Source organism: Pseudomonas sp. AC083, assembly GCF_979253165.1.
The window spans coordinates 1-237 of the sequence record NZ_CEEDDH010000340.1; the positions used below are offsets into that span (position 1 = coordinate 1).

1 pseudogene is annotated in these 237 nt (G+C 58.2%); it reads left to right on the forward strand.

Annotated elements, in window-relative coordinates:
* Positions 1-215 (forward strand): annotated as a pseudogene (locus AC0IXA_RS28115) (DUF1266 domain-containing protein); the annotation flags it as partial.
* Positions 216-237: the final 22 nt, after the last annotated feature.

Genomic DNA, 237 nt, shown 5'->3' on the forward strand with positions numbered 1-237 from the left:
GTTACCTGTTTGGCAGGGCGCTGTGGAACTGCTCCAGCAGCAGCGACGAGGAACTGGCCCAGAACCTGGAACGCCAGGGCAGCGAACACTGGAACCGTTGCATCATGATGAACCTGAGCCAAAACGCCCTGGACTTTTTCGCCAACATTCCTTGGGACCTGCCGCTAAACCTGCCTGAATGCCCCGACACCCTGCCAAAGGATTGCTGGTCATGAGCTGCTGGATTCGCCTGGGCAT